This window comes from Corallococcus sp. EGB, assembly GCF_019968905.1.
Lineage (GTDB): Bacteria > Myxococcota > Myxococcia > Myxococcales > Myxococcaceae > Corallococcus.
The window spans coordinates 2,747,700-2,768,281 of sequence record NZ_CP079946.1 but is presented as its reverse complement, the minus strand read 5'-3'; the positions used below and the strand labels follow the sequence as shown (position 1 = coordinate 2,768,281).

The 20,582-nt window shown below is 70.3% G+C and carries 18 protein-coding genes; 8 read left to right on the top strand and 10 right to left on the bottom strand.

Annotation, left to right across the window (positions count from 1 at the left end):
- Positions 1-36: 36 nt before the first annotated feature.
- Entirely contained in the window at positions 37-1,299 is a 1,263-nt protein-coding gene (locus tag KYK13_RS11825) for a myxosortase-dependent phytase-like phosphatase (RefSeq protein WP_223644173.1), read from the bottom strand.
- A gap of 139 nt (positions 1,300-1,438) precedes the next feature.
- Here KYK13_RS11825 and gmd point away from each other — a divergent pair, with 139 nt between their 5' ends.
- Positions 1,439-2,410, top strand: coding sequence for a GDP-mannose 4,6-dehydratase (gene gmd, locus KYK13_RS11820; RefSeq protein ID WP_223644172.1), 972 nt, complete (start codon positions 1,439-1,441; stop codon positions 2,408-2,410).
- A 1-nt stretch (position 2,411) separates the two neighbouring features.
- Positions 2,412-3,338, top strand: coding sequence for a GDP-mannose 4,6-dehydratase (locus tag KYK13_RS11815; protein ID WP_223644171.1), 927 nt, complete (start codon positions 2,412-2,414; stop codon positions 3,336-3,338).
- A gap of 20 nt (positions 3,339-3,358) precedes the next feature.
- On the opposite strand, the gene KYK13_RS11810 is transcribed toward KYK13_RS11815, so the two are convergent.
- Positions 3,359-4,093, bottom strand: a complete 735-nt coding sequence (locus KYK13_RS11810) for a hypothetical protein (protein WP_223644170.1) — start codon at positions 4,091-4,093, stop codon at positions 3,359-3,361.
- Between the two features lie 95 nt (positions 4,094-4,188).
- Between KYK13_RS11810 and KYK13_RS11805 the strand changes: the two genes are divergently transcribed.
- Positions 4,189-4,695 carry an NADAR family protein gene (locus tag KYK13_RS11805; RefSeq protein WP_223644169.1) on the top strand — a complete coding sequence of 169 codons (507 nt, stop codon included), beginning with the start codon at positions 4,189-4,191 and terminating at the stop codon, positions 4,693-4,695.
- Here KYK13_RS11805 and KYK13_RS11800 read toward each other — a convergent pair.
- Together KYK13_RS11800 and KYK13_RS11795 are read right to left on the bottom strand one after the other, a co-directional pair.
- A complete protein-coding gene (locus tag KYK13_RS11800) occupies positions 4,692-5,249 on the bottom strand; it encodes a NigD-like C-terminal domain-containing protein (protein ID WP_223644168.1) in 558 nt (185 codons plus the stop codon). The two genes, KYK13_RS11805 and KYK13_RS11800, sit on opposite strands and share 4 nt — an antisense overlap.
- A 36-nt stretch (positions 5,250-5,285) precedes the next feature.
- On the bottom strand, positions 5,286-6,395 hold the full coding sequence (locus tag KYK13_RS11795) for a glycosyltransferase family 1 protein (RefSeq protein WP_223644167.1): 1,110 nt from the start codon (positions 6,393-6,395) through the stop codon (positions 5,286-5,288).
- Between the two features lie 30 nt (positions 6,396-6,425).
- On the opposite strand from KYK13_RS11795, the gene KYK13_RS11790 reads away from it, so the two are divergent.
- Positions 6,426-8,663 carry a glycosyltransferase family 4 protein gene (locus tag KYK13_RS11790; protein ID WP_223644166.1) on the top strand — a complete coding sequence of 746 codons (2,238 nt, stop codon included), beginning with the start codon at positions 6,426-6,428 and terminating at the stop codon, positions 8,661-8,663.
- On the top strand, positions 8,660-9,499 hold the full coding sequence (locus KYK13_RS11785) for a hypothetical protein (protein WP_223644165.1): 840 nt from the start codon (positions 8,660-8,662) through the stop codon (positions 9,497-9,499). Before KYK13_RS11790 ends, KYK13_RS11785 begins: the two co-directional genes overlap by 4 nt.
- Positions 9,500-9,572: 73 nt before the next feature.
- On the opposite strand, the gene KYK13_RS11780 is transcribed toward KYK13_RS11785, so the two are convergent.
- Together KYK13_RS11780 and KYK13_RS11775 are read right to left on the bottom strand one after the other, a co-directional pair.
- The gene (locus KYK13_RS11780) at positions 9,573-11,477 is read right to left on the bottom strand and encodes a hypothetical protein (RefSeq protein ID WP_223644164.1); all 1,905 of its coding nucleotides are present in this window, start codon (positions 11,475-11,477) and stop codon (positions 9,573-9,575) included.
- 17 nt (positions 11,478-11,494) lie between these two features.
- A complete protein-coding gene (locus KYK13_RS11775; RefSeq protein ID WP_223644163.1) occupies positions 11,495-12,430 on the bottom strand; it encodes a class I SAM-dependent methyltransferase in 936 nt (311 codons plus the stop codon).
- Positions 12,431-12,616: 186 nt separating this feature from the next.
- Between KYK13_RS11775 and KYK13_RS11770 the strand changes: the two genes are divergently transcribed.
- Positions 12,617-16,390 carry an FAD-dependent oxidoreductase gene (locus KYK13_RS11770; protein ID WP_223644162.1) on the top strand — a complete coding sequence of 1,258 codons (3,774 nt, stop codon included), beginning with the start codon at positions 12,617-12,619 and terminating at the stop codon, positions 16,388-16,390.
- On the opposite strand, the gene KYK13_RS11765 is transcribed toward KYK13_RS11770, so the two are convergent.
- Positions 16,391-17,071, bottom strand: a complete 681-nt coding sequence (locus tag KYK13_RS11765; RefSeq protein WP_223644161.1) for a hypothetical protein — start codon at positions 17,069-17,071, stop codon at positions 16,391-16,393.
- 186 nt (positions 17,072-17,257) lie between these two features.
- Between KYK13_RS11765 and KYK13_RS11760 the strand changes: the two genes are divergently transcribed.
- A complete protein-coding gene (locus KYK13_RS11760; RefSeq protein WP_223644160.1) occupies positions 17,258-17,800 on the top strand; it encodes a histidine phosphatase family protein in 543 nt (180 codons plus the stop codon).
- 17 nt (positions 17,801-17,817) lie between these two features.
- Entirely contained in the window at positions 17,818-18,150 is a 333-nt protein-coding gene (gene cyaY, locus KYK13_RS11755; RefSeq protein WP_223644159.1) for an iron donor protein CyaY, read from the top strand.
- A gap of 90 nt (positions 18,151-18,240) precedes the next feature.
- Here the strand turns inward: cyaY and frr are convergent, their stop codons facing one another.
- The 3 genes from frr to tsf form a co-directional block, all read right to left on the bottom strand.
- Positions 18,241-18,795 (bottom strand): ribosome recycling factor, encoded by a 555-nt coding sequence (gene frr, locus KYK13_RS11750; RefSeq protein ID WP_223644158.1) that lies wholly within the window; start codon positions 18,793-18,795, stop codon positions 18,241-18,243.
- Between the two features lie 54 nt (positions 18,796-18,849).
- On the bottom strand, positions 18,850-19,593 hold the full coding sequence (gene pyrH / locus KYK13_RS11745; protein WP_223644157.1) for a UMP kinase: 744 nt from the start codon (positions 19,591-19,593) through the stop codon (positions 18,850-18,852).
- A gap of 201 nt (positions 19,594-19,794) precedes the next feature.
- Positions 19,795-20,448, bottom strand: coding sequence for a translation elongation factor Ts (gene tsf, locus KYK13_RS11740; RefSeq protein WP_223644156.1), 654 nt, complete (start codon positions 20,446-20,448; stop codon positions 19,795-19,797).
- Between the last annotated feature and the right edge of the window lie 134 nt (positions 20,449-20,582).

The window sequence follows — 20,582 nt, the reverse complement described above, 5'->3', positions numbered from 1 at the left end:
GCTTTCAACCCGCTTCGCGTGTCGGCGCCCCCCGGTTCAGCCGCGGCGCCGGCGCCCCAGGAGCGACAGCGCCAACAGGCCGAGCGTCGCCATGGCCGGTACGGAAGCACTGGTGCAACCGCAGCTGCTGCCCTCGTCCGTCCCGTCACCGCCGCTCGCGTTGCCGTCGCCTGGCTGGATGATGACACCGCCACCGCCGTCCCGGACCGTGCCGCCGTCCTCGGTGCCGGCGTCCGCCTGCTGCGCGATGACGAGCGGCGGCGTGAACGCCCGGGCCACGTTGCCCCACGAGGTGAGCTTCACGTTGTCGCCCAACGTGCTGCTGCTGACGCCGTCATGCGCGGCGAAGAGCCCTTCCGGGAAGGCCTTGCCCAGCGCGCCCGAGTACGCCACCAGCCCCCGCGACTGCTGCACCGCGTCCGTGCCGCCGTCCTGCACCACCTGGAACGCGCCCACCCGGCCCAGCGTGCGCCGGTCGAAGACGACGAAGGTGTTCGCGTTCGGATCCGACGCGATGAGGTAGCCGTCCACCCCGGAGGCCTCGTACAGCGCCATGCGCCCCACGGACGTCAGGCCCCCATCCCCCAGCCCCACCACCTGCGTGCCATTGATGCCGGCGTCCGCGTTCGCGTCGTAGCGGAAGAGCCCCTGCCCCTGCTGCGCCACGTAGAGCGCGCGATACGCCGGGTCCACCACCAGCCCCAGCACGGTGCCAGCCGGGATGTCGCGCAGCCGGGTCGCCGTGACGCCGCCATCCGTGGGCGTCAGCGCGAACTGGCGCACGCCGCCGGCCGCCAATCCTCCAAAGGCCTGGATGGAGCCGTCCGCCAGGCGGGTCATCCGCACCGTCCCGTACGTCACGCCCACGTCCAGCGGGGCCACCGTGGGCGACAGGCGGGTGAGTCCGCCGCCATCCGCCGTGGCATCCATCACGTAGGGCACGAGCCCCGTGAGCGTGGGGTTGGCGCTGAGCACCAGCGACGCGGACGTGCCGCCCGCCAGCGGGAAGCCGCCGAGCACGTCCACGCTCGCGGAGGTGCCCTCGGTGCTGGCCTGCAGCTCTCCACCGTCCAGGGCATATGTGAAGAGGCCGTTGTTCTGGTCCGCCGTGATGAGCCGGCTCGCGCCCGGGTCGGTGGGGTTCACCCACAGCGCCAAGTCGTTCACCGTGCCGCCACCGGAGCGCGCCCCGGGCTGCGTCTGCACGGTGTAGGGCACCTCGAAGGGAGGAGGGTTTTGCGCGGTCGCCGCGGTGCTCACGAGCACGGCCGTCAACGCTGGGAGGGAGAGGTTGCGCATGGGCGGCTCCTGGGCAGGTCGCTCCCTACCTAGGCACGGGCCCGTTCCCGTTCAAGTTCCCTGAAACCCTGGAACGGTTGGCAGACGGCGAAAGCCTCGGGTACAACGAACAGCGTCTTCCAGCGAACAGACAAGGGCCATGGCCAAGCGCGCACTCATTACGGGCATCACGGGGCAGGACGGCAGCTATCTGGCGGAGCTGCTCCTCAAGAAGGGCTATGAGGTGCACGGCATGGTGCGCCGCTCCTCCGAGGAGAAGTTCGAGCGCATCGCGCACCTGCAGGGAAAGGTGACGCTGCACCAGGGCGACCTGCTGGATCAGTTCTCGCTGGCGGCCCTCTTGAACCTCACCCAGCCGGACGAGGTCTACAACCTGGCGGCGCAGTCCTTCGTGCCCACCAGCTGGAACCAGCCGGTGCTCACCGGTGAGTTCACCGCGCTGGGCGTGACGAAGATGCTGGAGGCCATCCGGCACACCCGCCCGCAGGTGCGCTTCTACCAGGCGTCCTCCAGCGAGATGTTCGGCAAGGTGCTGGAGGTCCCGCAGTCGGAGGACACGCCCTTCTACCCGCGCAGCCCGTACGGCGTGGCCAAGGCGTACGGCCACCACATCACGGTGAACTACCGCGAGTCCTTCAAGCTCTTCGCGGTGAGCGGCATCCTCTTCAACCACGAGTCGCCCCGCCGCGGCCTGGAGTTCGTCACGCGCAAGGTCACGTACAACGTGGCGCGCATCAAGATGGGCCTCCAGGAGACGCTGCCCATGGGCAACCTGGACGCCAAGCGCGACTGGGGCTTCGCGGGCGACTACGTGGACGCCATGTGGCGCATGCTCCAGCAGGACACGCCGGAGGACTTCGTCGTCGCCACCAACGAGACGCACACCGTGCGGGAGCTGGTGGAGATCGCCTTCGCGCGCGTGGGCCTGGACTGGCAGAAGCACGTGAAGATCGACCCCGCGTTCGTGCGCCCCGCGGAGGTGGACCTGCTCATCGGCAAGTACGACAAGGCCAAGGAGAAGCTCGGCTGGGAGCCCACGGTGCGCTTCAAGCAGCTCGTGGAGATGATGGTCGACGCCGACCTGGAGCGCGTGAAGGCGGGACAGCGGTAAGATGCGCGTCCTCGTCACGGGAGCGGATGGATTCGTTGGCCGGCATGCGTGCGCTGCCCTGAGGGCGGCCGGCGACGAGGTGGTGGAGGTGCATGGGCCCCGCGGCGAGGGCATCAGCAGCACCGCCCTGCATTTCGACATCGCCGACGAGGCGAAGGTCAAGGCGGCGGTCTCCGAGGTGAAGCCGGAGGCCGTGCTGCACCTGGCCGGCTTCAGCTCGGTGGCCAAGAGCCACCAGAACCCCGCGCGCGTCTTCGCGGTGAACACCATGGGCGTGGTGCACCTGCTCACCGCGCTGCGCGAGAGCGCCCCCAAGGCGCGCGTGCTGCTGGTGGGCTCCGGCGAGGTGTACGGCCCCGTCGCGGAGGGCACCCGCGCGGCGGAGTCCCACCCGCACGTGCCGCTCAGCCCCTACGCGGCGTCGAAGTCCGCGGGGGAGCTGGCGGGCGAGCAGTTCTTCCGCAGCTACGGCATGGAGGTCGTCCTCGCGCGGCCCTTCAACCACCTGGGCGCGGGGCAGGACCCCACCTTCGTGGTGCCGTCGTTCGCGGCGCAGATCCGCGCCATCGCGTTGGGCACGGTGGACCCGGTGCTGCGCACGGGCAACCTGGACGCCATCCGGGACTTCTCCCACGTGAAGGACGTGGTGGACGCGTACCGGCTGCTGCTCCTCAAGGGCGAGGCGGGCCAGGCCTACAACGTGGGCAGCGGCGAGGGCCGCACCATCCGCGGCCTGCTGGAGGAGATGCTCCAGCTGTCCGGCGTACAGGCGGGCATCGAGCTGGATCCCGCGCGGCTGCGCCCGTCCGACATCCCCAGCCTCGTGGCGGACACGACGAAGCTGCGCGCGCTGGGCTGGGCCCCCAAGCTCACCGTCGCGGACGCGCTGCGCGACGTGCTGGGCCCCAGGGTGGGCTCGCAGCACTGACGGCACCGCTTGCGCGCGCCTCAAGCGGGGCGCGCCAGCGACTGCCACGCCTCCAGGCGCCGGTCCAACGCGGTGAGGGCCCAGAGGTCCGCCGCGTTGCCCGGCGTCACGGCAGCCAGGTCCCGCTGGAGGTACTCGCGGGCCTGCACCTCGCCCCACTCGGACAGGATGCGCAGGGCCATCAGCGACGGCTTGCGCGCCACCAGCCGCAGGAGCACGTCCGTCACGCGCGGGCTCCGCTCCGCGTCCGCCAGCCGCATCACCGCTTCGCGACGGGCCTCCGGCGTGGAGTCTTCCGACTCCAGGGGCGCGGCCAGCTCCGCGAAGCGCGCCTCGTCCATGAGCGCCGCGGGGCGCCGGCTCTCCCAGTGCTCCACGGTGATGGTGGTGCGGCCCCGGGCCACGCACTCGCGGCGGATGCCGTCGTTCTTGAGCACGTCCAGCACCCGCTCCGGCGCGGGCGTGCCGCCCTCCACCGTGCGCAGCGCGCGCTGGGCCAGCATGGGGGACTGGCCCAGCAGGTGCGTGCGCAGCACCGTGGCCTCCACGTTCTTCTCCCCGCCCGGCGGCACCCGGTCCCACTTGAGGAACACCTCCGCCAGGCCGCGCTCGCGCACGTACCAGCGGTACTCCAGCCACACCGCCCCTCCCCGCTCCGCGAAGCGCGGATCCGAGGGCTCGTGCAGGCGCGGCGCGCCCTCCCGCGTGCCGGTGAAACAGCGGTCCAACAGCTTCTGGGCTTCGTGAAGTCGCATGGGGAGCGGGCGGCCATTGTAGGCCCCCGCGTCAGGTTCCTCCATCACCGCACGTTCGTGTCATCATTACACGAAGCTTTCAACGGAGACCTGGAATGGGCACGACGACGACGCCGAGGTTCACGTTCTTCTGGAGGGAGGACTCCGTCTTCTCGCAGTGGCACCCGTGCGTGTTCGTCGTGGAGGACGTGCGCTACACCTGCGCGGAGCAGTACATGATGGCGGGCAAGGCGCGCCTCTTTGGTGACGCGCGCGTGCTGGAGCAGCTGCTGCGCGCCGCCACGCCCAAGCAGCACAAGGCGCTGGGCCGCAAGGTGACGCCGTTCGACGCGGCCCTCTGGGAGCGTGAGCGCGAGCGCATCGTCTACGAGGGCAACCACGCGAAGTTCACCCAGCACCCGCACCTGTTGGAGGCGCTGCTCGCCACCCGGGGGACCCAGCTGGTGGAGGCCAGCCCGACGGATCGCATCTGGGGCGTGGGGCTGTCCGCGGAGGACCCTCGCATCCAGGACCCCGCCTCGTGGCGGGGGTTGAACCTGCTGGGCAAGGTGCTGACGCGCCTGCGCGAGGACCTCCTCGCGCAGGGGCGGGCACCGCTCTAGAACTTGAAGCGGGCGGACTGGTCCGGCGCGCCGTTGAAGTCCAGGTGGAGCGTGGCGTGGTCGCCGCGGCCCTTCTCGCTCCACTCCTGCTTCAGCGTGGACAGGTCGAACGCCAGCTCCTTGTAGACCAGGGCCTTGCAGCGGTCGTTGTTCGCGTCGTGCAGCACGGTGAGCTCCGCGCGCGGCTCGCCCTCCGCCGTCTGGGTGAAGCGCCCGTCCCAGGCGAGCCCGTAGCGGTGCTCCTTGCAGCCGCCGCCGTGGCGGACGTGGAGGGTCAGCACGCTGCCCTTCACGCTCTGCGATTCGATGGAGAGCGGGTCGCGGGGGGCGGGCGTCTCCGTCACCTCCAGGGGCATGACGATGGCGGGCTCCGGGTTCTCCGCCTCCGCCGCGGGGGACCGCGACGGCCGCCCGGGGGGCGTCACGGAGGTGGGCGGCGCCTCCTGCTCGGCCGTGGGGGCCGGCTCCTGGGCCTCGTCCTTGCGCGCGGCGTTCGACCCAGCGCACCCGAGCAGCATTCCGCAGACGATTCCACTCCACACGAGCTGTCGCATGTTCCTCCAGGGGCCCTTCCCGGGCCGGTTGAGTGCCTACCGGTGGCGCAGCGCCGCATCGTAGGCGGCCCGCGTCCCTTCCGCGGCGCGGGCCCAGGTGAACTTCGCGGCCTGGCGCTGGCCCGCCTCCGACAGGGCCCGGCGCTCCTCGGGCGAGCGCAGCAGCCGGTCGAGGACCGCGGCCAGCCCTTCCGCGTCGTCCGGGTCCACCGCGGGCGCGGCGTGGCCGCATACCTCCGGCAGCGAGCCCGCCGAGGACACCACCGTGGGCGTCCCCAGGCGCATGGCCTCCAGGGGCGGCAGGCCAAAGCCCTCGTAGCGCGAGGGGAAGACGAACAGCGCCGCGCGGCGCATCAGCGCGTAGAAGATGGCGGGGGTCTGGTAGCCCAGGGGCCGCACGTCCAGCCCCTCCGAGCGCAGCCGCGCGATGCGCGCCTCCACCTTCCCGGAGCCGTACCAGCTCTGGCCCGCGAGCACGAGCGTGAAGGGCCGGCCGCGCGCCTGGAGCCGCTCCTGCGCGTCCAGCACCAGGTCCACGTTCTTGCGCACGTCGAGCGAGCCCGCGTACAGCACGTAGTCCTTCGGCAGGTTCAGCGCGTGGAGGAAGTCCTCGCCGGCCGCGTCCAGCGCGGGCGCGTTCACGTGGTCCACGCCGTTGTGCACCACCACGGTGCGCGGCTCCACCTGGGGGAAGCGGCGCACCAGGTCCTGGCGCGTGCATTCGCTGATGCACACCAGCCGGTCCGCGAGCATCAGGCTGCGCGCGAGCCACAGCCGGAACTGCCACCGGTACGGCGTGGAGACGGCATGCGGCAAATCCAACGGCACCAGGTCGTGCACGGTGAGCACGTAGGCGGTGCCCGGCGTGCGCCGCAGCGGCAGGTTGAAGTTGCTGAGCGCGTGGTAGACGGGCGGCGGTGAGGCCTTGAGCAGCCTGGGCAGCGTGGCCAGCGTCCACGGCGTCCGCTTCTGAACGCCTCGCGGATGTTCTCCGGACTTGCGCGCGCCCATGCGGACCAGGCGGATGTCCTGGGCCTCGAGCGCCTCGGCGAGGCAGCGGGTGTACAGGCCGATGCCGGTGGTGGGTTCGTCCCACAGGGTGGCGTCGAAGGCGATGGGTCCGGGGGTCGACACGGGCCGCCTCATACCATGCCCGTGTGGTACACACGGCCCCCCATGGCGGTCCATCAGCTGATCCCAAGCTTCGGCCCCGGCGACGCCTCCGGTCAGGCCGCGCTGCACCTGCAACTCCTGCTGCGCCGCATGGGGCACGTGGGCGACATCTACGCGGAGGAGGTCGCCTCCGGGCTCCAGGGCCTCGCCCGCCACGTCTTCACGCTGAAGCCGAGGCCGGACGACCTGGTGCTGTACCACCACGGCATCGCGTCGCCGCTGAGCGGCCGGCTGATGCACATGGACTGCAAGCGCGGCGTGGTGTTCCACAACATCAGCCCCGCGCGCTTCTACCGGGACACGCCGCTGGAGCACGCGCTGGTGGCGGGCCGCGCGCAGGTGGCCGCGATGGCGCCCTTCCTGGACGTGTCCATCGGGGACTCGGACTTCAACGGCGAGGAGCTGAAGGTCGCGGGCCACCGCAACGTGCACACGGTGCAGCTGTTCATCGAAAAGGAGCGCTTCGCCGCGTCCGTGGCGGACACGAAGCAGCTCACGAAGCTCGCCGGGCCAGGGCCCACGCTGGTGTCGGTGAGCCGGGTGATGCCGCACAAGCGCTTCGAGGACCTGCTCGCGCTGCACCGGGAGCTCTTGCGCATCCGGCCCCAGGCGCGGCTGCTCATCGTCGGCGGCTACGAGCCGGGCAGCCGCTACTTCAAGCTGCTCCAGCGCGAGATGAAGGGCCTCACGGGAGTGCACTTCCTGGGGCGCCTGACGCATCCACAGCTGGTGGCCGTGTACCGCTCCGCGGATGTGTTCGTCTCCATGAGCGAGCATGAGGGCTTCAGCGTGCCCATCATCGAGGCCATGGCCGCCGAGGTCCCGGTGCTCGCGTACGCCGCGGCGGCGGTGCCGGAGACGCTGGGCGGGGCGGGCATCGCGTTCGACCAGAAGCGCTACGCGTTCCTCGCGGAGCTGGTGGTGGACCTGACCGAGGACCGCGACCTGCGCAAGGCGGTGCTCGACGGGCAGGCGCGCAGGCTCCAGCACTTCTCCCCCGCCGCCGCGCAGGTGGCGCTCACGCGCGCGCTGCAGGGCGTGGTGGCGCCGCCGCCCCGTCCGCGCAAGGCCCCGGCGAAGCGGCCGCGCGTGGCGCTGGTGGTGCAGCGCTACGGCGAGGTGACCGGCGGCGCGGAGAGCCACGCCGCGCAGGTGGCGGAGCGCCTGGCGCCGCACTGGGACATCACGGTGGTGACGACCTGCGCGAAGAACCACCAGACGTGGGAGAACGCGTTCCCGCCCGGCGAGGACCGGGTGGGCCGGGTGAAGGTGCTGCGCTTCCCGGTGACGCGCAGACGCAACATCCACGCGTTCAACGGCCTGTCGCGCAAGCTGTTCGGCCACGGCAACGAGCGGCTGCGCGAGGAGCAGTGGGTGGCCGAGCAGGGCCCGCTGAGCCCCGGGCTCCTGGAGCACCTGGCCACCACGCAGGACGCGTACGACGGCTACCTGTTCTTCACGTACCTCTACGCGCCCACGGCGTGGGGGGTCCCGCTGGTGGCGGACCGCGCGATGCTGGTGCCCACCGCGCACGACGAGCCGCCCATCCGCTTCGGCGTCTACGGCGACGTGTTCAACCGCCCCCGGGTGCTGATGTGCAACACGCCGGAGGAGGTGGAGATGATCGGGCGCTTCCACCCGGCCCATGCGCGGGCGCGCGTGGTGGGCGTGGGCGTGGACGCGCTGCCGGCGGTGCCGGACCGCTTCCGCGCGAAGTACGGCGTGCACGGCCGCTACCTGCTCTATGTGGGTCGGCTGGAGCCGGGCAAGGGCGTGCCGGAGCTCTTGAAGTTCCACCGCAAGCTGCGGGCTCGCTACCAGGACGCGCCGGAGCTGGTGCTCGCGGGCGAGGCGCACATGGACGTGAGCGGCGGCGGCGTGCGGCACGTGGGGCGCATTTCCGAACAGGACAAGCACGACGCGCTGGCGGGAGCGCTCGCGGTCGTGGTGCCATCGAAGTTCGAGAGCCTGTCGTTGCTGACGCTGGAGGCGTTCGCCCAGGGGACGCCGGTGCTGGTGAACGGAAAGTCGGACGTGCTGGTAGGTCAGGTGGAGCGCAGTGGCGCTGGCCGGGTGTACCGGGGGCTGGCGTCGTTCATCGAAGGGCTGCGCGAAGTGGGTGAAGCCCGGGACGCGATGGGCCAGCGGGCCCGCATCTACGCGCAGCGGCACACGTGGCCCCAGGTGGTCGCGATGTACCGGGAAGAGATGGCGCGCATCGTGGAGGAGACACACCGATGAAGCTGCTCGGACGGGACATTCCCACGGGGGCCCTGATGGCCCGCATCGAGGAGCGGCTGCGCATCCGCGGGCTGCCCACGTCGGAGGCCGCGGAGGTGCCGGAGGACGGCGTCGAGCCGCGCGTGGATCCGCTGACGTTCAACATGCACGCGCTGGAGGACAACGCGGACCCGACGCGGGCCCTGCCGCTGCACACGCACCGCGCCGGCATGGGGCAGGCGGTGCTCCTGGCCAAGTGGGCCTTCCGCAAGACGTGCCAGGTGTTGATCAACGAGACCCTGGGGCGGCAGCGCGTGTTCAACGGGCTGGTGCGGGACTCATACGCCCAGCTCTCCGCGGAGGTCCTCCGGCTGCGCCGGGAGGTGGACACGCTGAGGGCCCAGGCCGCGAAGGCGCCGCCGCCGGAAGCCCCCAGGCCGCCGAAGCCGCCCCCAGCCCTCAGCCACGGCCGGCCCGCGTCCCGGCCTCACGACGACGAGGACGAAGGCCCACCTCCCAGGGAGAGGCCCCTCCCGGCCATCCAATACGGCCGTCCGCCGAAGCCTCGGCGTGAGGCCCCGGTCCGTCCCCCGAAGCCGCCGTCAAGCGCCCTGCCCTCGCGAGCCGCCGAGACCGCACCCGCGGAGCAGGGCCGCCCGACAGCGCCTCCGCGCAGCGACCTCAACGCGTCCCCGAAGCCGGCGGCGCAGGACGAGCGCCGTCCCCCGGCGAAGCCCGCCCATCCCAAGAGCGCGCGGCCCGCGAAGGCCTCGCGTGAGCAGATGCCCCCGGCGGAGGGCCCTCCCTCCGCCCCACGCGGCTCGCGCTCGAAGCGCGGCGGGCCGAAGAAGGCCTGAGCGTTCGGGCCTGGCACCCGAGCCTGTCCGGCAGTCGGATAGGTTCGGGCGACGACGTCGGCCCCGGCTGCGCTCAGCGGTCCACGTCCGGGAAGCGGTACACGGTGACGTAGGGCTCCTGGTGCACCACCTCGCCCCCCAGCTCGTCCGTGATGAACGCGTGGCGGGTGGGGTGGAAGTAGTGCGTCACGTACCACTTGAAGTGGTGCTCCTTCAGGTAGCGCCGCATCGACTCGCGCTCCTCCGGCGTGACGGGGCCGAACGCGTTGCGCATCCCTTCCGCCGCGCGGATGACCCGCGAGTCCACCAACGCCGCTTCGCGCACCGGCAACCGGGACAGCCGGGCGTAGGACACCGGCTTGCCGTGGTAGAGCTGCTCCCACTGCCCCATCACGTTGTCCGTCAGCACCGCCGCCGGCATGGGCGCGTCGCGGATCTCATCGAACACCGGCGGCAGCGTGGGAATCCGGCTCATCGGCATCTGGAGGCCCCGGTACTCCACGTTGGGCACCAGGGCCACCGCGAGCGCCAACGCCACGCCCAACCGAGCGTCACGCCGGCCCGCCCACGCGCCCACGTGCGCCGCCGCGAACGCCGCCAGCACCGCCAGTGACAGGTAGGTGAGCAGCACGAAGCGCACCGGCATGCCCCCGCGGGAGAACAGCGGCACCACGTGCTTGAACACCACATAGGGCATGGGGATCTGCACCTTGAGCGGCGCGCCGAACGCCGTCAGCGGCTCCGACAGCGCCAGCCCGACCGCCAGCGCCAGGACCACCAGCACGTCCCGCTGCCACGCCCGCTCCCGCCACGCGGGCACCAGCGCCACCGCGGCCGTGACGCAGATGAGCAACACCACCGGCGACACCCGGTCCTCCAGGCCGATGTTGAGCACCGTGCCCATGGACAGCACCGCGAAGCCCAGCCCCAGCCCCAGCCACCGGCGCCCGTCCGGCACGCCGCGCCACAGCGCGAAGATGGCCAGCAGCGGCGTCAACCAGCCCAGGAAGTTGCCGCTCTCCTCCGCGTTGGTCGACATCTTCGCGCGCACGATGTTCAGCGAGAACTCACGCGCCGCCACGGGCAGCTCCGTCATCCACGCCGAGCGCGTGTCCGGGATGAAGAACGAATACAGGTCCGAGAAGTAGTCCGAGTCACCGTGGTGGATCTGCAGCGGCGCAGGGAACGCATGCAGCAGCAGCGGCACCATGGGCGGCAAGCACGCGAGCCCCGCGGCCACGCCCGCCACCGCCGCCCGGCGCACGAGCGGATCCTTCCACGTGTCCACGGACACCAGCGGCCCCCGTCTCCACCGCTCCGCCACCACCCACAGGAGCGAGAAGAGCGCGATGTAGACGAGGTAGTAGTAGTCACACAGCAACACGTACAACGCGCACAGCGCCAGCCCCACCAGCCACCTGCGCTTGCCCTCATCCAGCCAGCGGAAGAAGCAGAGCAGGTAGAGCGGCAGCCCCTCCAGCGCGATGAGGTTCAGGTGCGCCACCGCGTGGGCGAGGTGGTAGCGCGAGAAGTTGAACACGCACGCGCCCGCCATCGCCGCCGCCGCCGCGAGCCAGGGCCCGTGGCCCGCGCGCTCCAGCAGGTAGCGCAAGAGCAGCCACGACGTGTAGCCCGTCAGCACGAACGAGCCGAACAGCACCACGTTGTACGCCGTCTCCACCGACATGAACGGCAGCAGCACCACGCCCCACAGCGTCTTCGCCGGCGCCAGCGTGTGCCAGTACAGCTCCGCCCCCAGGGGCCAGTGGAGGAACGGCACGAAGAACGGGTTCTGCGGCTGCACCCAGAGGGCCTGCCGCATCCACCACAGGTGCCACATGTTCATGAAGACGTCTTCGCGCCCCCCCAGCACGGCCCCCTGCATCTGGGACACGAGCGGCCAGGTGTGGAACGCAGACAGCGCGAAGAACGCGAGCAGCACCAGCGGGTGCAGCACCCGCCGCATCAGGGGGGACATAGGCGCGGGAGGACGACTCAGAGGGGCCGCTCGGCGGCCATCAGCATGTTGTCGCCCAGGTTGAACGGGATGGACCAGTTGGACGGCACGCCCCGGCGCACCAGCTCCAGCACCGGCGCCGAGGGCGTGAAGCTCGCCCCCACCTTCCGCAGCAGGTAGTCCGCGGAGATGATGTGCGTGTACGTCCGGACGTCCGTGACGCGCAAGCCCACCTCCTCCAGCAGCATCGCCAGGGTGCGGCGGCCGAAATAGAAGAGGTGCATGTCCATCAGCCACGGCCACTGCCCGCCCATCAGCCGCGCCAGCAGGCTGCCCGCGTCGATGGTGGACAGGTAGATGCGGCCGCCGGGGCGCACCAGCTTGAACGCCGCCTTGAGCTCCTCGCGCGGATCCGCGAAGTGCTCCACCACGTCCCACAGCGTCACCACGTCGTACTGGTGCCCCTTCGCCGCCAGCTCGCGCAAGGGGATGCCGTGCACCGTGAAGCCCAGGCTCCGCGCGTTGCCGGCGGCCCAGCGCGACAGCTCCAATCCCTCCGGGCGGAAGCCCGCCTCGCGCGCCACGTCCAGGAAGTAGCCGCAGTAGGCCCCCACATCCAGCAGCGTGCGGCCCTGGGCCGCGCCCAGCTCGCGCAGCACGCGGCGGAAGGTGTGGTAGCGGTTGTCCTTCTCCGCGACGTAGAGCGGATCCTCCACGTCCTGATACGCCTGGAGCAGCGCGTCCGGGGACTGCAGGGGCCACTGGAACAGCATCCCGCAGTCCTCGCAGCCCCAGATGGGCGGGTGGCTCCGGTGGCCGAAGGACGTGCAGTTGTAGGCCGCCGCGCCCTGGGGCGAACTCCCACCGCGCGCCTGGTGGCGCAGCCGCAAGCGCCTGCTCTTGCACAGGTAGCAGGCGTCCGGCACGGGGGCCAGGCGGGGTTCGGAGGCTCGGCGGGCGGCGTTATCCATCATGGCGGCGCACCGTAGCCGCTGGAGCGCACCGCCTCAATACGTCGGCCGGAACCCATCTGGCCCATGGCGTCCATCGCACGGAGCGGCGTCCAAGCCCTAAGCTCCCTGCCCCCAAGCGACACGCCGCGACAACAGGCCCCCCCTCTGGACCGCCGCCCCGGGTCCACCTTCCGGAAGCCCCGTGACATGCGCGCCCTGAACGACTCCGCCCCCGCTCCCACGCTCCACCTGGGGCTCCCCGGGTTCACTTTTGAAGACCTGTATCGCCCCTCTGGACTTCGCCGGCTGACAGAGCGCTTCGACGCTCGGCTCCAGGCCGACGCACCCGGCCTGTTCCAGACGTTCGACACCTACCGTCAATCCGGCGGCGCCCACCTTTCGGGCCCGGCCGCATCCGACCTGCTCATCCAGGTGGCCCGGCATGTCTCGCGCTTCGTCGCCACGCTCTTCGGCATCACCCCGGAGTCCGAGCGACTGTCGCGCCACCTGCGCGCGGAGCTGCCCCTCTTCGACTTCAAGCGCGAGTTCGTCACACGCCGCGTCTTCAAGAAGGGCGCGCAGGACCGCCCGACGCTCGCGGAGTTCCCGTCGCTGGACGCGCGCATGCGCCTGCTCATGCGGTTGGGCTTCCCGGATGCGCTCGCGCACGGCGACCTGGAGCGAGGACTCGCGGAGTCCATCCTCACGCTGCTCGACCTGGAGCGGCTGTTCACCGGCAACCTGCCCCCCGGGCAACAAGAGCGCGCCCCTGCCCTGCGAGAGCGCTGGGCCACCCTGCGCACCGCGCTCACAGGCACGCGCGAGGGCCTGGAGGCGTTCGGCTCCAGCTTGGTGACCCGAGGCGATGACGCGGCGGAGCTCCAGTCCGTGCGCGCGCTGCTGTCGCTGGCGGACCGGTGGACGTACGCCCGCGCGCTGCATCCGGAGACCAGGGCCCTCTTCCACACCTGGCCCACGCTGCGGCTGCCCAAGCCCCTGGTGTTCGACCAGCTGGTGCAGTTGCAGCGCCCGGACGCCCGGATGGAGGAGATGACGGAGGGCCTGGAGCACCACCTGCGCCACCGCGACGGTTTCAAGCTCACCGACCGCCGGGGCACCTCGCGCGACGTGATGAACGAGGTGGACTACTGCGTCCTCTGCCACGAGCGGCAGAAGGACTCGTGCAGCAAGGGCTTCCCCGCGAAGGATCCGGTGGCGGAGGGGCACTCGTTCAAGAAGAACCCGCTGGGCATCCCGCTCACCGGCTGCCCCTTGGACGAGCGCATCTCCGAGGCACACGCGCTCAAGCGCGAGGGAGACGCCGTGGCCGCGCTGGCCATGGTGACGCTGGACAACCCCATGTGTCCGGGCACCGGCCACCGCATCTGCAACGACTGCATGAAGGCCTGCATCTTCCAGAAGCAGGAGCCGGTGAACATCCCACTGGCGGAGACCGCCACGCTCACCGACGTGCTGGACCTGCCGTGGGGCTTCGAGATCTACGGCCTGCTCACGCGCTGGAATCCGCTCAACGTCCGCCGCCCGTACGCCCTGCCCTACGTGGGCCGCAACGTGCTGGTGGTGGGCATGGGCCCCGCCGGCTACACGCTGGCGCACTACCTGCTCAACGAAGGCTTCGCCGTCACGGGCGTGGACGGGCTCAAGATCGAGCCGTTCCCGGACGCGCTCGTGGGCCGCAACGGCCACGCGCTCCAGCCCATCCGCGACTGGCGCGCCCTCACGCGAGAGCTGGACGAGCGCGTGCTGGAGGGCTTCGGCGGCGTGTCCGAGTACGGAATCACCGTGCGCTGGGACAAGAACTTCCTCACGCTCATCCACCTGACGCTCGCGCGCCGCGAGGGCCTGCGCATCTACGGTGGCATCCGCTTCGGCGGCACGCTGACCGTGGAGGACGCGTGGGCGTTGGGCTTCGACCACGTGGCCATCGCCGCGGGAGCGGGCCGCCCCACCCTCATCGGGATGAAGAACAACCTCATCCGGGGCATCCGCAAGGCGTCCGACTTCCTGATGGCGCTGCAGCTCACCGGCGCCTTCAAGCGCGATTCGCTGGCGAACCTCCAGGTGCAGCTGCCAGCCATCGTCATCGGCGGTGGGCTCACCGGCATCGACACCGCCACGGAGCTGATGGCGTACTACCCGGTGCAGGTGGAGAAGACGCTGGAGCGCCACGAGAAGCTGGTGGCGGACGGGAGTGAAGCCGCCCTCCTCGCGCGCCTGGACGCCGAGGAGCGCGCCACCTACCAGACCTTCCTGGAGCACGGCCGCGCCATCCGGGCAGAGCGCCAGAAGGCCCAGGAAGAAGGCCGAGCCCCGGACTTCATCCACCTGGTGCGCGCCTGGGGCGGCGTGAGCCTGGTGTACCGCCGGGGCCTCACGGAGTCCCCCGCCTACCGCCTCAACCACGAAGAGGTGTCCAAGGCTCTGGAGGAGGGCATCCGCTTCATCGAACGGATGAGCCCCACGGAGGCGCTGCCGGACGACACCGGCGCGGTGCGCGCCATCCGCTTCGAGCGCATGGTGACGGTGGACGGCAAGCTCAAGGGAAGCGGCCAGTTCTTCGAGCTGCCGGCGAAGACGGTCTGCGTGGCCGCGGGCACGTCCCCCAACGTCACATATGAGAAGGAATACCCGGGCACCTTCCGGCTCGACGAAGCGAACGAGTACTTCCAGGGCCACGAGCTGGTGGAGGACGGCGGCGGCTTCCAGCTCCAGCCCGTGGAGGCGAAGGAGGACCCCGAAGCGAAGGTGGGCTTCTTCACGTCCTACCAGCGCGACGGCCACTTCGTGTCCTTCTACGGCGACAACCACCCGACCTACGCGGGCAACGTGGTGAAGGCCATGGCCAGCGCGAAGGACGGCCACCCGGAGGTGGTGCGCCTGTTCGCGAAGGAGGTGGCCGCCCTGGACCTCCACGACACGGCAGCTCTGGAGGTGCGCGAGGCGAAGCGCGCCGCCCACTTCGCGAAGCTGGACGAGGCGCTCCTCGCCACGGTCGTCGGAGTGAACCGGCTCACGCCGACCATCGTGGAGGTGGTGGTGAAGGCGCCCTTCGCCGCCAGCCACTTCTCCCCCGGCCAGTTCTACCGGCTCCAGAACTTCGAGCGGAACGCGCCGCTCGTGGACGGCGTGCGCCTCACCATGGAGGGCCTGGCCCTCACGGGCGCGTGGGTGGACAAGGCGCAGGGGCTGATGGGCACCATCGTGCTGGAGATGGGCTCATCCTCGCGCCTGTGCGCGGCGCTCCGGCCCGGCGAGCCCGTCGTGCTGATGGGCCCCACGGGCGCGCCCACGGAGATTGGCCACCACGAGACGGTGGTGCTGGTGGGCGGCGGCCTGGGCAACGCGGTGCTCTTCTCCATCGCGCGCTCGCTCAAGGCGGCGGGCTGCCGCGTGGTGTACTTCGCGGGCTACCGGTTGAAGTCGGACGCGTTCAAGCAGGATGAGATTGAAGCCGGCACCGACCAGGTCATCTGGTCCGTGGACTCCGGGGACGTGCTGGACGTGCGCCGCCCGCAGGACGCGGCCTTCCGGGGCAACGTGGTGCAGGCCATGGTGGCGTACGCACGAGGGACGCTGGGCGTAACGCCCGTCATCTCCCTGAGCGAGGTGGACCGCATCATCGCCATCGGCTCGGACCGGATGATGCGCGCGGTGGCGGAGGCGCGGCACGGGGTGCTCCAGCCGTTCCTCAAGCCGGGCCACGAGGCCATCGGGTCCATCAACTCCCCCATGCAGTGCATGATGAAGGAGATCTGCGCCCAGTGCCTCCAGCGCCACGTGGACCCCGTCACCGGCAAGGAGACGTGGGTCTTCTCCTGTTACAACCAGGACCAGCGGCTGGACCACGTGGACTTCGTCAGCCTCAACCAGCGCCTGCGGGGCAACACGGTGCTGGAGAAGCAGGGCGACACCTTCCTCGCGCAGCTGCTCAAGAAGGCCCCGCACCTCAGGCGGGTGTAGCTACCGCCGCACGCCCGCGAAGGCCTTGAGCATGTCCTGATAGTTCTTCGTCAGGTCCGCCTCGCGCGCCAGCACCGCGTCCACGTTGGCGTCGCCGAACTCGCGGCGCGCCTCCGGGAGCTTCTGGAAGGACTCCACCTGCTGGCGCATGGACTCCACCTGCGGCGCCAGCTCCCGCTGCTGCTCCTCCGGCATGCGGGCCTGGAGCGCCTCCAGCTTCTTGAGCTCGTCCTCATACTGGAGCGTGCGGCCCATCTGCCGCTGGCTGATGACGGCGGTGACCACCTCCGCGATGCGGTTGACCTCCTCCGTGGACAGCCCCGCCGCCTGGCGCGCGTCGGCCTCCGCCTGCGCCTTGCGCTCGATGAGCTTCAGGCCGCTCTTCGCCTTCTCCAGCGCCTGGGGCGTGCCCGCGTCCATCAGCGGCCCCATGTCCTGCAGGCCTCGCATCAGCGACCCGTACACCTCCAGCATCTTGCGCTGATAGCCCACGTAGGCCTCCAGCTTGGCCTGGGTCAGGGTGTACTGACCGGAGGGGCCGTCCTCTCCACCCTCCCCGCCCTCCAGCCGGGCAACCGACTCCCTGGCGTCACCCGCCGCTTCCGGGCCCCCTTCCGTCGCGTCCTTGCGACACGCGGACAGGGCCAGGACGACGGCCAGACACCCCCACGACTTGCGCATGTCACCTCCCGTGAACGCCGATGGGTGGCCAGTGTATGCTCCGGCTGGCTCCCCGCGAACGGCGGTTCCCGAAACGCCCGTCACGGGCAGGCTGTTCCGGGCACTGAACATTCGCCTCATTACCTTTGACCAACCGGGCCACGGTCATGTACGAACCGCGGTCTTGTCGCGACCGGTGGAGGGACTTTGAGGATTTTCCTGGTAAGGCACGGCGATGCGGACGCGGAGATCCCCGAGGGTCTCGGCGACGAGGCGCGCGCGCTGACCGCGAAGGCCCGTACGAATGTCGCCGCGCATTTCGCGTCGCTGTCGGAGCGCATGGGGCCCATCAGCCTCATCCTCACCAGCCCGCTGGTGCGCACGGTGCAGACGGCGCAGATCCTCTCCAACTCCGTGAAGCATGAAGGCCTCCTGCGGGTGCACCGCTGCCTGCTGCCGGACATGCCGGTGGGCGCGGTGGAGCCCGTGCTCAAGGAGTACTCCGACGAGAACCTCGTCCTGGTGGGCCACCAGCCCTCCATGGGCGCGCTGGCGGCGCACCTGTTGGGGATGCAATCGTTCCCCAAGCCGGTGAACCCCGGCACGGTCATCGCCATGGAGTGGCCGGACACGCCCAGCACCACGGAGGACCAGGTGCCCGGCGAGAAGGGGGAGAACCCCCCGGCGCAGCACCTGAAGTTCCTGTTCTACGCCGCCCCCGGCCAGCAGGTCCTCGACGTCATCCAGTGACGTCCGGAAGCGCGGCCATGATGGATGAAGCCCGCTACCACTCCCTTGTGGCCGCCGCGTTCAAGCGCATCCTGGCGGCCGCGGACGCCTTCGACCCGGACGTGCTGGAAGCCGAAGCCACCGGGGACAAGGTGACGCTCACGGCCGCCTCCGGCGAGAAGTGCATCATCAACACCCAGCGCGCCGTCTGGCAGATCTGGGTCGCCGGCCAGGGCCAGGGCATCCACTTCAGCCACGACGACGCCACCCGCGCCTGGAAGGACGACAAGGGCAAGGGGCTGGAGCTGTTCGGCTTCGTGTCGGACGTGGTGAAGCACCTCACCGGCGAGCCGCTCGTCTACCCGTCCTGAGCGCCCGGCCGGGCCTTCACGGAAGATGCCTCCGGTGAAGCCTGAAGCAGGCCCGTGGCACCTGACCACGGGCCCGCGCGTGAGGACGGCTCAGACCGTCATCACTTCCTTCTCCTTCTTGGAGACCAGGTCGTCCACCTGCTTGATGCCGGCGTCCGTCGCCTTCTGGACCTCGTCCGTGCGGCGCTTGAGGTCGTCCTCGGTGATCTTCTTGTCCTTCAGCTGAGCCTTGAGGGCCTCGTTCGCGTCGCGGCGGATGTTGCGGATGGCGACCTTGTGCTCCTCGCCCTTCTCCTTCACCTGCTTCGCGATCTTCTTGCGCGTCTCCTCGGTGAGGGGCGGAAAGGGCAGGCGGATCATCTCGCCGTCGTTCATCGGGTTGACGTCGAGGTTCGCCTCGCGAAGGGCCTTCTCGATGTCCTTCAGCACGCCCTTGTCCCAGGGCTTGATGACGATGAGGCGGGGCTCCGGCGCGCTGATGCTGGCCACACCGTTGAGCGGCGTGGGCGTGCCGTACTGGTTCACCTTGATGCCGTCCAGGATGTTGGTGTTCGCGCGGCCGGTGCGCACCTTGGTGAGTTCCTTCTTGAGGTCCTCCACCGACTTGTCGATCCGGCTCTTCAGTTCCGCGGCGGCGTCAGCCATTGTGCGTCTCCTGTCAGAAGTGAGTGTGTCTCGGTCGTGCCCTGTCCGGGGGCTTCAGGCCCAGACCGTCTCGGATGCGCCGACAACGGTACCGAACTCGCCGTGGCCCGTGACAGCGCGCTGGATGTTCCCGCGCGTGCCCAGGTCGAACACGATGATGGGCAGCTTGTTGTCCATGCACAGCGAGATGGCCGTGGAGTCCATCACGTTGAGGTTCTGCTTGAGGACGTCCATGTACGTGAGCGTCCGGTAGCGCTTCGCGGTCGGGTCCTTCTTCGGGTCCGCGTTGTAGACGCCGTCCACCTTGGTGGCCTTGAGGATGACCTGCGCGTTGATTTCCATCGCGCGCAGCGACGCGGCCGTGTCGGTGGTGAAGTACGGGTTGCCCGTGCCCGCGGCGAAGATGACGACGCGGCCCTTCTCCAGGTGCCGCACGGCGCGCCGGCGGATGTAGGGCTCGGCGATCTGCTCCATCTTGATGGCGGACTGCACGCGCGTCTTCAGCCCCTGCTTCTCCAGCGCGTCCTGCAGCGCCATGGAGTTGATGCAGGTGGCGAGCATGCCCATGTAGTCCGCGCTCGCGCGGTCCATGCCTTCCGTCGCGCCCGCCACGCCGCGGAAGATGTTGCCGCCGCCAATGACGATGGCGATCTCCAGGCCGGTTCTGGAGAGCTCCGAGACCTCCTCCGCGATGCGCGTGAGGGTGGGCGGGTGGATGCCGTACTTCCCCTCGCCCATCAGGGCTTCGCCCGACAGTTTGAGGAGGATGCGCTTGTAGGGAGAGGTGGATTCGGACATACGCGTCCGCTTCTATCCCCCGCCCCGCGCCCAAGCAACGACGGAAGTCGTGACGCGCGCCGCACCGTCCGGTGCCGGGCGGACGGACGCGAGTGGAGCGGGTCCTGGAATACCAAGGGCCGCGCCCCCGGCGCCCTTCCCCTGTTGTGAGGAAGAACTCCGGGCACGCGACCCAGGGGGACCGCGGGACGGCGGGAGGCTCTACGCCTGGCCCAGCGTCTTGGCGACCTCGGCGGCCAGGTCGTCCTTCTTCTTCTCGATGCCCTCGCCCACCTCGTAGCGGACGAAGCGGCGCACGGAGACCTTCTCGCCAATCTTGGCGGCGCGCTCGTTGATCATCTCGCCGACCTTCTTCTTGTCGTCCTTCACCCAGAGCTGATCCACCAGGCAGACGCCCTCGTAGTACTTCTCCATCTTGCCCACGAGGATCTTCTCCAGCATCGCCTCGGGCTTGCCCTGCTGCTTGAGCAGCTCGCGCTGGATCTCCTTCTCCTTGTCCATCGCCTCGGAGGGGACCTCCTCGCGGCGGACGTACTTGGGGTTGGCCGCGGCGATCTGCATGGCCACTTCCTTCGCCAGGTCCTGGAAGTCCGGGTTGCGAGCGACGAAGTCCGTCTCGCAGTTGACCTCCACGATGACGCCGATGCGGCCGCCGTGAATGTAGGAGGTCACGACGCCTTCGGCGGCGACGCGGCCGGCCTTGCCCTCGGCCTTGGAGATGCCCTTCTTGCGCAGCCACTCGGCGGCCTTCTCGAAGTCGCCACCGGACTCGGCCAGCGCCTTCTTGCAGTCCATCATGCCGGCGTTGGTGCGCTCGCGGAGGTCCTTCACCATCTGGGCGGTGATTTCAGCCATGTCGTGTCTCTTTCTTCGTCTGCTCCGAGCCTGGCGGCGTGCGCCGGGGGCGGAGGCCTGAGTTCAAAGGGGGGAAAACCGCTGGAACGAAAAACGGAGACGGCCGGACAGCGGGCCTTGAAAGGTGCCGCCCG